The sequence below is a fragment of the Cereibacter changlensis JA139 genome (assembly GCF_003034985.1).
In the GTDB taxonomy this organism is placed as follows: domain Bacteria; phylum Pseudomonadota; class Alphaproteobacteria; order Rhodobacterales; family Rhodobacteraceae; genus Cereibacter; species Cereibacter changlensis.
This window is the reverse complement of record NZ_PZKG01000140.1, coordinates 1-9,170: the sequence shown is the minus strand read 5'-3', so window position 1 is coordinate 9,170 and position 9,170 is coordinate 1. Positions and strand designations below refer to the sequence as shown.

Annotated in this window: 7 protein-coding genes and 1 pseudogene; 4 read left to right on the top strand and 4 right to left on the bottom strand. The window is 70.8% G+C overall.

Translation table 11 applies throughout. The features are described 5' to 3' along the window. A partial coding sequence (locus C5F48_RS19565; RefSeq protein ID WP_107665488.1) for a flavin reductase family protein occupies positions 1-710 on the top strand: 710 nt, incomplete at its 5' end. On the opposite strand, the gene C5F48_RS19560 is transcribed toward C5F48_RS19565, so the two are convergent. Beyond that, on the bottom strand, positions 707-2,068 hold the full coding sequence (locus C5F48_RS19560) for a BLUF domain-containing protein (RefSeq protein ID WP_107665487.1): 1,362 nt from the start codon (positions 2,066-2,068) through the stop codon (positions 707-709). The genes C5F48_RS19565 and C5F48_RS19560 overlap by 4 nt on opposite strands. A gap of 360 nt (positions 2,069-2,428) precedes the next feature. Here C5F48_RS19560 and C5F48_RS19555 point away from each other — a divergent pair, with 360 nt between their 5' ends. The 3 genes from C5F48_RS19555 to C5F48_RS19545 all read left to right on the top strand — a co-directional run bounded on the left by C5F48_RS19555 (position 2,429) and on the right by C5F48_RS19545 (position 4,831). Then, positions 2,429-3,166, top strand: coding sequence for an SDR family oxidoreductase (locus C5F48_RS19555; RefSeq protein WP_107665486.1), 738 nt, complete (start codon positions 2,429-2,431; stop codon positions 3,164-3,166). An 11-nt stretch (positions 3,167-3,177) separates the two neighbouring features. Continuing rightward, positions 3,178-4,026 (top strand): fumarylacetoacetate hydrolase family protein, encoded by an 849-nt coding sequence (locus C5F48_RS19550; RefSeq protein ID WP_107665485.1) that lies wholly within the window; start codon positions 3,178-3,180, stop codon positions 4,024-4,026. A 97-nt stretch (positions 4,027-4,123) separates the two neighbouring features. Continuing rightward, positions 4,124-4,831 (top strand): CbiX/SirB N-terminal domain-containing protein, encoded by a 708-nt coding sequence (locus C5F48_RS19545; RefSeq protein WP_107665489.1) that lies wholly within the window; start codon positions 4,124-4,126, stop codon positions 4,829-4,831. Here the strand turns inward: C5F48_RS19545 and C5F48_RS19540 are convergent. From C5F48_RS19540 to C5F48_RS19530, 3 genes and pseudogenes are all read right to left on the bottom strand, one after another. Then, a complete protein-coding gene (locus tag C5F48_RS19540) occupies positions 4,828-7,377 on the bottom strand; it encodes a hybrid sensor histidine kinase/response regulator (RefSeq protein ID WP_258186536.1) in 2,550 nt (849 codons plus the stop codon). The two genes, C5F48_RS19545 and C5F48_RS19540, sit on opposite strands and share 4 nt — an antisense overlap. A gap of 118 nt (positions 7,378-7,495) precedes the next feature. Next, complete coding sequence (locus C5F48_RS19535; protein WP_107665483.1) at positions 7,496-8,890, bottom strand: glutamine synthetase family protein; 1,395 nt, start codon at positions 8,888-8,890, stop codon at positions 7,496-7,498. 13 nt (positions 8,891-8,903) lie between these two features. Next, a pseudogene (locus tag C5F48_RS19530) lies at positions 8,904-9,170 on the bottom strand (aspartate aminotransferase family protein); the annotation flags it as partial.

Below are 9,170 nucleotides of genomic sequence, written 5' to 3'. Positions count from 1 at the left end.
AACACCTGTTCATCTCGGCGGGGTCGGGGATCACGCCGGTGATGTCGATGGCGATGTATCTCTGGGACCTCGGCGCCGCGCCCGATGTCGTGCTGATCAACTGCGCCCGCCGCCCGTCGGAGATCATCTTCCGCGAGCGGCTGGAGCACATGGCCTGCCGCGTGCCGGGGCTGAAGCTGCGCTTCGCGGTGAAGGAGCCCGATCCCTACCGGGTCTGGACCGGCTACGAGGGGGCCTTCAACCAGCTGATGCTGGGCCTGATGGCGCCGGACTATCTGGAGCGCGAGGTGTTCTGCTGCGGGCCGGAGTCCTTCATGCAGTCGGTGCGCGACATGCTGAACGCGCTGGGCTTCGACATGGCGCGCTATCACCAGGAGAGCTTCCAGGCGCCGGTGGCGACCGAGGCCGATGCGCCGGTGATCGAGGATGTGGTGCCGGATGCAGCGACCGAGGCCGAGATCACCTTCGAATCCTCGGGCGTGACCATGGCCTGCGCGCAGACCGACACGGTGTTGCTGGTGGCGCGGGCGGCGGGGCTGAACATCCCGTCGGGCTGCACCTTCGGGCTTTGCGGCACCTGCAAGATCAAGAAGACCGCGGGCGAGGTGCATATGGTGCACAACGGCGGCATCTCGGACGAGGATATCGCCGAGGGCTACATCCTCGCCTGCTGCTCCAACCCGATCGGCCGGGTGGCGGTGGAGGTCTAGGCGCTCTGCAGCTTGCGGCCGACCATGCGCTCGGCCACCGAGGGCATGACATTGGCCAGCAGGAAGCTGCTGTTGATCCGCTTGGCGCAGCAGGCGGCGCCCGGCTGGCGGCAGGCGCGCATGCCGCCGCAATCCGCGCCGTCCGGGCAGGCGACGCGGACCACGGCGGCGGTCACGTCGAGCAGGTGGTCGAACCAGCCCGACACGCCCATGGCCACCAGCGCCTGCGCCGGGCGCGTGGCGAGCCGGCCGCTGACCACGATGCGCAGCCGGGCGAGGCCGGGATCGGCGGCGAGCCGGGCGATCAGCCGCTCCAGATGCGCGTCGTGATGCGCCGGGTCCAGCACGCTGGCGGCCAGCACCAGCGTCCGGGTCTCGGATTGCTTCAGCCGCTCGATGAGCTCGTCATCGGTCTGGGGATAGAGCACCTGGGTCGACCAGCCGGCGGCGCGCAGCATCTCGCCCGAGATCGTCGCCTCGAGGAAGCGGGTCTCTCCGGGCGCGGCGGCGACGGTCACCGCGCCATGGCTCTTCTGCGGGTCGGGCAGGTGGTGGAGGCGGCGCAGCACCAGTTGCAGCGCGGCGGCGGCGAGGCCGACCTGCATGATCGACGGCCCGTCCTCCTGCGCCATCCTTTCGGTCAGCGCCTCGGCGTAGGCTTCGTAGAGCCGGGCGAAATCGGTGGGGGAGGGGCCGTGGTCGCGGAACTGCACCTCGATGGCGTCCAGCTGGCCCAGCGGGTTCGGCCCCAGCAGGAGGGCTGTCAGCGCCGCCGCCCGGTCGGCCAGCAGTACGCGCTGCGCCACCCGTTGCGGCACGGCGCGCAGCGCGAGGCTGGTCACGTTGCCCTGCGTCCCTTGCACTGCGCCCTGCGGCAGGCCCTGCGTATCGCTCACATCGCTCAGAAAACGGCGCACCGCGAAGATCCCCTCATTGCTTGCCGCCCCGTCGCCCGGCAGCGCGGCCGGGTCTACGACGATCACTTCGCCGCGCTCGCCCTGCGACAGCTGCGCGGCCTCATCCTCGGTGCAGCTCAGCTGCATGTGCCAGTCGCCGAAGCGGCGGCGGGTCACCGTCTCCTGCGACAGGATCTCGATCTCGCTGTGCCGCCCGTCGCGGAGGATCTTCGATATCAGCATTTCCACCGCTTCCGCCGGGCCTTCCAGCCATTGCAGGAAGCGTCCGGCGCTGAAGAACAGCACTCCCGTCACCCCGAGCCGCTCGTTGCCGCGCTGGGCCTGTTCGGTCAGCCGCAGGATGTCCGGAAGGTTCATTCCGGGCAGCGCAAGGCTGCGGTAGCACCAGCAGGCGAGCGATGCTTCCGCCCCGGAGACGCTGTGTTTCATATCCTGCGCCATGGCTCGCCCTTAATCCTGTGTTCCCGGTGAAACAAGCGCGCAGTCCCCGCGCAACGCCGCCTGCGGCAATACGCCCCGCCGACCGCCCGTTCCCCGAACCTCCGCCGCGCCGCCCGCCTGCGGTCGTCCAACCTTACGTCGATACGTTAATCTGTCGCTAAGCATTGATCCCCACCCGGGACCTGTCAAGCGAGGGCGCGGGGGGTGCGGCATCTTGGCTGTGCATGACTCGCCGCGGGAGGCGGCTGCGGGATGCCGCCCGGATGGGGCAATCCCGCGCCGCGGGTCTTGCACCGCGGCGTGAAAATCGCGACCAATCGGTCGGGGGCGGGCGATGCCTGCCCGGGAGAAGGAGGCGACATGGGACGGCTGGAGGGAAAGACCGCGCTGGTGACGGCCGCGGGGCAGGGGATCGGGCGGGCCTCGGCGCTGGCCATGGCGCGCGAAGGCGCGCGGGTGATCGCCACCGACGTGAACGAGGCGGCGCTGGCGGCGCTGGCCGAGGAGGGGCTGGAGGTGCGCGTGCTGGACGTGCGCGACAAGGCCAGCATCGCCGCCGCGGTGAGCGCCGCCGGGCCGGTGGACGTGCTGTTCAACTGCGCGGGCTTCGTCGCCTCGGGGACCATCCTCGACTGCGACGAGGAGCAATGGGCCTTCAGCCTCGACCTGAACCTGACGGCGATGTATCGCATGTGCCGCGCCTTCCTGCCCGGCATGCTGGAGCGGGGCGGCGGCAGCATCATCAACATGTCCTCGGCGGCCTCCTCGATCATCGCCGCGCCGAACCGCTTCGTCTATGGCACGACCAAGGCCGGGGTGATCGGGCTGACCAAGGCCATCGCCGCCGATTTCATCACCCGCGGCATCCGCTGCAACGCGATCTGCCCCGGCACGGTGGACAGCCCCTCGCTGGAACAGCGCCTGCGCGACACCGGGGACTATGAGACGGCGCGGGCCGCCTTCATCGCCCGCCAGCCCATCGGACGGATCGGCCGCGCAGAGGAGATCGCGCATCTGGCGGTCTATCTCGCCTCGGACGAAAGCAGCTACACCACCGGCGTCGCCCATGTGATCGACGGCGGCTGGGCCAATACCTGAAAGGAACAACGATGAAACTTCTGCGCCATGGTCCCGCCGGGGCCGAAAAGCCCGGCATCCTCGCCGAAGACGGCACGATCCGCGACCTGATCTCGGTGGTGGGCGATATCGCGGGCGACGTGCTGTCGGACGCGGGGCTGGAGGCGATCCGCAAGGCCGATCTGACGACGCTGCCGATCGTCGCGCCGGGGACCCGGCTCGGCCCCTGCGTCGCGGGCACCGGCAAGTTCATCTGCATCGGGCTGAACTATTCGGACCACGCCGCCGAGACCGGCGCGACCGTGCCGCCGGAGCCGATCATCTTCATGAAGGCGACCTCGGCCATCGTCGGGCCGAACGACCCGATCCTCATCCCGCGCGGTTCGGTCAAGACCGACTGGGAGGTGGAGCTGGCCATCGTCATCGGAACGAAGGCGAAATACGTCACCGAGGATCAGGCGATGGCCCATGTCGCGGGCTATTGCGTGGCCAATGACGTGTCCGAGCGCGCCTTCCAGTCGGAACGCTCCGGCCAGTGGACCAAGGGCAAGAGCTGCGACAACTTCGGCCAGCTCGGGCCCTGGCTGGTGACGCGCGACGAGGTGGCCGACCCGCAGGACCTGCCGATGTGGCTCACGGTGAACGGCAAGACCATGCAGGACGGCTCGACGAAGACCATGGTCTACGGGGTGAAATACCTCGTCAGCTACCTGTCGCAGTTCATGACGCTGCATCCGGGCGACGTGATCTCCACCGGCACTCCGCCCGGCGTCGGGCTGGGGATGAAGCCGCCGCAGTTCCTCAAGGCCGGCGACGTGGTCGAGCTGGGGATCGAGGGGCTGGGCCAGCAGCGGCAGGACGTGATCGCCGATCCGGCGTGATCTGCGCCCCGGCGCGCGAAGCCGGCGCGCCGGGGCTTGCTCCGGCGGTTCCGGCGGCTAGGTACTGCCGCGAACCGGAGGCGACCGCATGACAGAGATCCCCGAGACCGCGCTGATCGTGGCGCATGGCCAGCCCTCCGACCCCGCCCCGGCGGCGGCGGAGATCGCGGCGCTGGCGGCGAAGGTCGCCGCCCATCTGCCGGGCTGGCGGGTGGGTTCGGCCACGCTGGCCGAGGCCGAGGCGCTGCCGCAGGGGATCGCGGCGGCCGGGCGTCCGGGGCTCATCTATCCGCTGTTCATGGCCGGGGGCTGGTTCACCCGGACGCTGCTGCCCAAGCGGCTGGCCGAGGCGGGCGGGGCCGATTGGCGCATCGTCGAGCCCTTCGGCACCGATCCGGCCATCGCTGATCTGACCGTCACCCTCGCCCGCGAGGCGCTGGAGCGTCGCCCGGAAGGGCCGCGCGAGATCCTGCTGGCGGCGCATGGGTCGTCGCGCAGCCCGGCCCCGTCGGATATCGCCATCGCCATGGCGGCGCGGCTGCGGGAGGAGCTGGGGCTCGACCGCTGCGAGGCGGCCTTCATCGACCAGAGCCCGCAGATCGTCCATGTCGCGGCGACGATGCCCGACGCGCTCTGCCTGCCGTTCTTCGCGGCGCGCGGTGGGCATGTCGTCGACGACCTGCCGCAGGCCCTGGCCGAGGCCGGGTTCCGCGGGCCGCTGCTGCCGCCCGTCGGGCTCGATGACCGCGTGCCCGGGCTGATCGCCGCCGCGCTGCGGGCGGCGCTGGCGCCGGCGGTTTCCTAGTCGGGCTGCCGGGCCAGCCGGTCGGCCTGCCGCTGCAAGGCCAGCCGCGTCGCCTGCCAGAGCCCCGGCAGCGCCGCGAGGTCGGCCTCGGGCCGGTCGCCGCCGCGACCGGCCTGCATCATCCGGCGCAACAGCCGGTGCAGCGGATGCGCGCCGAAGGTGCCGATCGCCCCGGCGAACTGATGCGCCAGCGGAGCCAGCGCCGCCGGCTCCGGCGAGGGGCCGAGGGCGGCGATGCGCTGCAGGATCATGTCGCCGTCGCCCAGCATCTGCCGGATCAGCGCCATCACCGCCACCGGCCCGAGTTGGTCGCGCAGCTCGTCCAGCACCGAGGGGTCGAGCACCGGCGGGTCGGCGGGGGTGGTCTCCGGCTCCGGCTGGTCCTCGGGGGAGGGGGCGGGAGTCGGGCCGGGGCGCAGGCTGCACAGGAGTTCGGCGCGGCCCACGGGCTTTTGCAGGAAGGCGTCGAGGCCGGAGTCGCGCAGTTCTTCCTGATGGGTGGAGAGGGAATGCGCGGTCAGCGCGATGAGGCGCGACCGGGCGCTGGGCCCGCCGCCCTCGCGGATCCGCCGCGCCACCTGGAAGCCGTCGAGCCCGGGCATGCTGATGTCGGTCAGCACCACGTCGAAGGCCTGGCGCTGCGCCTCGATCAGCCCGGTCATGCCGTCGGCCGCCTCGACCACGGCATGCCCCTCGCTCTCGATGAAGCTGCGGGCGATGAAGCGGTTGATGTCATTGTCCTCGATGATCAGCACCGTCAGCCCTCCCGGCTGCGGCTGCTCCGCCGGGAGGGCGGGCTCGGCCTCCGCCGGCGGCGGCAGGTCGGCGGCCTCGGGGCGCAAGAGCGGCAGCCGCAGCCAGAAGCGGCTGCCCCGGTGCGGCATGCTCAGGGCGCCGAGATCGCCGCCCATCGCCCGCGCCAGCCGGCGCGAGATGCCCAAGCCGAGCCCGGTGCCGCCCGAGCGCCGGTCATAGCCGCTGTCCAGCGTGACGAAATCCTCGAAGATCCGCTCCAGATCGGTGGCGGCGATGCCGATGCCGGTGTCGATCACTCTTATCTCGACCATCGGGTCGCCGTCGCCGGCCAGCGTGACGGTCTCTACCGTGATGCGGCCGTTGCGGGTGAATTTCGCCGCGTTGTTCAGCAGGTTCAACAGGATCTGCCGCAGCCGCACCGGGTTGCCCATCACCATGCCGAGTGCCCCGCCGGGGCTGCGCAGCTCGATCCGGTTGCCGGCGGCGGCGGCGAGCCCGGCCTGATTGGCCGCGCAATCGGCGACCAGCCGGTCGAGCTCGAAGGCCACGGTCACCGCCTCCATCGCGTTGGCCTCGAAGCGGGCGATGTCGAGCACCGAGTTCACATGGTCCAAGAGGATCTCGGCCGAGGTCGACAGCACCCGCACCAGCTCGCGCTGCCGGGCGTCGAGCGGGGTCTGGGCCATCAGCTCGATCGAGCCGGTCAGCCCGTTCAGCGGCGTGCGCATCTCGTGGCTCATCACCGCGAGGAAATTCGCCTTGGCCCGCTCGCCCGCCAGCGCCCGGTCGCGCGCCTCGGTCAGCTCGCGCTCGGCGCGGCGGCGGGCCGAAATGTCGCGCACCAGCGCCACCACGATGCTGCCCGAGACGACCGGGGCCACCGCCAGCGTCACCTCCACCGGGAAGCGCAGCCCGTCGGCCTGCTGCGCCTCGACCTCCAGCCGCAGCGGATTGGCGGCGGTGGAACTGGCGCTGCGCACCGCCCGGTCGAGTTGGCTGCGCTGCGCCGCCACCACGTCGGGCGGGAACAGCAGGGTCATCGCCACGCCGCCCAGCAGCGCCTCGGCCGGATAGCCGAACATCGCTTGGGCGGCGGGATTGCAGTCGAGCACCCGGCCTTCGAGGTCGGTGACGAGGATCGCGTCGGCCGAGGTGGCGAAGATCGTCTCCAGCCGGGCGCTGGTGCGGCGGTTCTCCTCGGCCCGCTCCTTCGAGCCGAGATAGAGCCGCAGCAGCTGGATCGACAGCACGCTGAGCACCACCACCAGCAGGACCGTCAGCAGCACCAGCCGCAGCAGGGCGCCGCCGATCCGCACCTGTTCGGCGCTGTAGCCCTGGAGCGCGGCGCTGGCGCTGCGGGTCTGCATCGCCTCGCTCATCACCACCAGCGGTTGCAGCCGGGCCGAGAGGCCGGGCAGGGCCGTGGCGAGCGCGGGGTCGGGGCCGTCGACCACCTGCGCCGTGTCGGCGAGGAAGCCGCGCAGCAACTCGACGCCTTCGGCATGGCCGTCGCGGTGGATCAGCGGCGCGGCGCGCGGGGCCTCGTCCAGCTCGCGGATCCGCTGCTCCAGATCGCCGAACCGCCGCCGCACCTCGGCGAGGCCGGATTGCGGGGCGAGGCGGGCCTGCAGCAGGGCCACGTCCAGCTCAAGCACGTCGTCATGGGTGCTGTCGATCAGCCAGTGCAGCCGGTCCTCGCGGCTGTCGTCCAGCCGCAGGATGCGCAGCCTCGTGTCCAGCGACAGGGCGACGATGGTGGCGACGCAGATCGCCACGGCCGTCGCCGTCACCGGCAGGCGGATCTTCTTCCAGGCGCTGGGGCCGGGAGACGCTTGGGGGGGAAGATCCGATTGCGGCGGGGCCATGGCGCTGGAGCCTAATCCAGCAGGGAGGCACAATCCAGAAGCCTCAGACCGTGTGCAGGTAAAGATCGAAATCCACTTCCGAGATCGTCCGCGCCACCCGGGCGTATTCCGAGGCCTTGATCGCGGTGAAGGTGCGGTGCATCTCGTGCCCCAGCGCGTCCTTGAGGAAGTCCGACCCTTGGGCCGCGAAGATGGCCCCGCGCCAGTCCACCGGGATCGGCGGCGCGTCCTGCCCGTCGGCATAGCCGTTGCCGGTGGTCTCGGGGCCCGGGTCGATCTTGTGGGCCAGACCGTGGCGGATGCCCGCCAGCACCGTCGCCGCGACCAGATAGGGGTTGCTGTCCACCCCCGCCGGGCGATGCTCGATCCGCCGCGCCTTGATGTCGCCCGCCGGGATGCGCAGCGCCACCGAGCGGTTGTTCACGCCCCAAGTCGGCGAGACCGGCGCGTAGCTCTGGCTGGCGAAGCGGCGCCAGCTGTTCGCATGCGGCGCGAAGACCAGCATCGATTCGCCCATCGTGGCGCGCAGCCCACCGAGCGCGTGCAGGATCGGCTGCGACCACTGGCCCTCGACCTCCTCGACGAAGACGTTGCGGCCCTCGCGGTCCAGAAGCGAGACATGCAGGTGCATCCCCGACCCGGCGTAGCTTTCCACCGGCTTCGCCATGAAACAGGCCGTCACCCCATGCGCCCGCGCCTGCGCCCGCACGATCCGCTTCAGCCGCATCAGATCGTCGGCGGCCTGCAGGATGTCGGTGCGGTAATGCAGCGTCAGCTCGTACTGGCCCGGCGCATATTCCGAGATCATGGTCTCGGCCTTGATCCCGGCCTTCTCGGCTCCGGCATAGATGTCGGAGAAGAGCGGCAGCATCCCGTGCAGGTGATCGACCGAATAGACCTCGGTCTTGCTGGATGGCCGGCCGTCCAGCACGTCGCGCGCGGGCTGCACCTTGCCGTCGGGGCCACGGTCATTGGCCAGCAGGAAGAACTCCAGCTCGAAGGCGGCGGCGGGGAAGAGGCCCTCGGCGGCCATCGCCTCGACCTGCCGCTGCAGGGCGTGGCGCGGGTCCGAGGTCATCGGCCGGCCTTCAAGGTCATACATGCACATGAAGACCTCGCCGCGCGGCGGGGTGGTGCCATGCAGTGGCGCCAGCGTCCCCGGCACCGGCCAGGCCCTGAGGTCTCCGTCACCCTGATCCCAGATGAGGCCCGTCTCGTGCACATCCTCGCCGCAGATGTCGAGGCCGAGGATCGAGATCGGCAGATGCCGCCCGCCCTTGTAGAAAGCCAGGAGCTCGTGCCGCCGGATGATCTTGCCGCGCCCGATGCCATTGGCGTCATGCAGCACGATGTCGAAGGCCTCGATCTCGGGATGGGCGGCAAGGAAGGCTTCGGCCTCGGCGACGGTGGAGCCCGAGGGGCTGGCGGTCAGGGTCATTCGTTACGGACTTTCAGGCAAAGAGGTCGGAGAGGATTTCATCGAAGGCGCTGATCAGCCGGTCGATCTGCCGCTTTCGCGTGGCCGGGCTGACCAGCATCATGTTGTGGAACGGCGCGATCAGGCAGCCGCGGTTCAAAAGCGCCAGATGCAGCGCGCGCTCGACATCCGGGTGATGCGCAGCCATGGCCTCGGCCCCGGTCTTCAACGGGCCGGGGGCGCAGACGAACTCCACCCGCGCGCCGACGCGAACCACATGCCACGGCGCCTCGACCCGGTC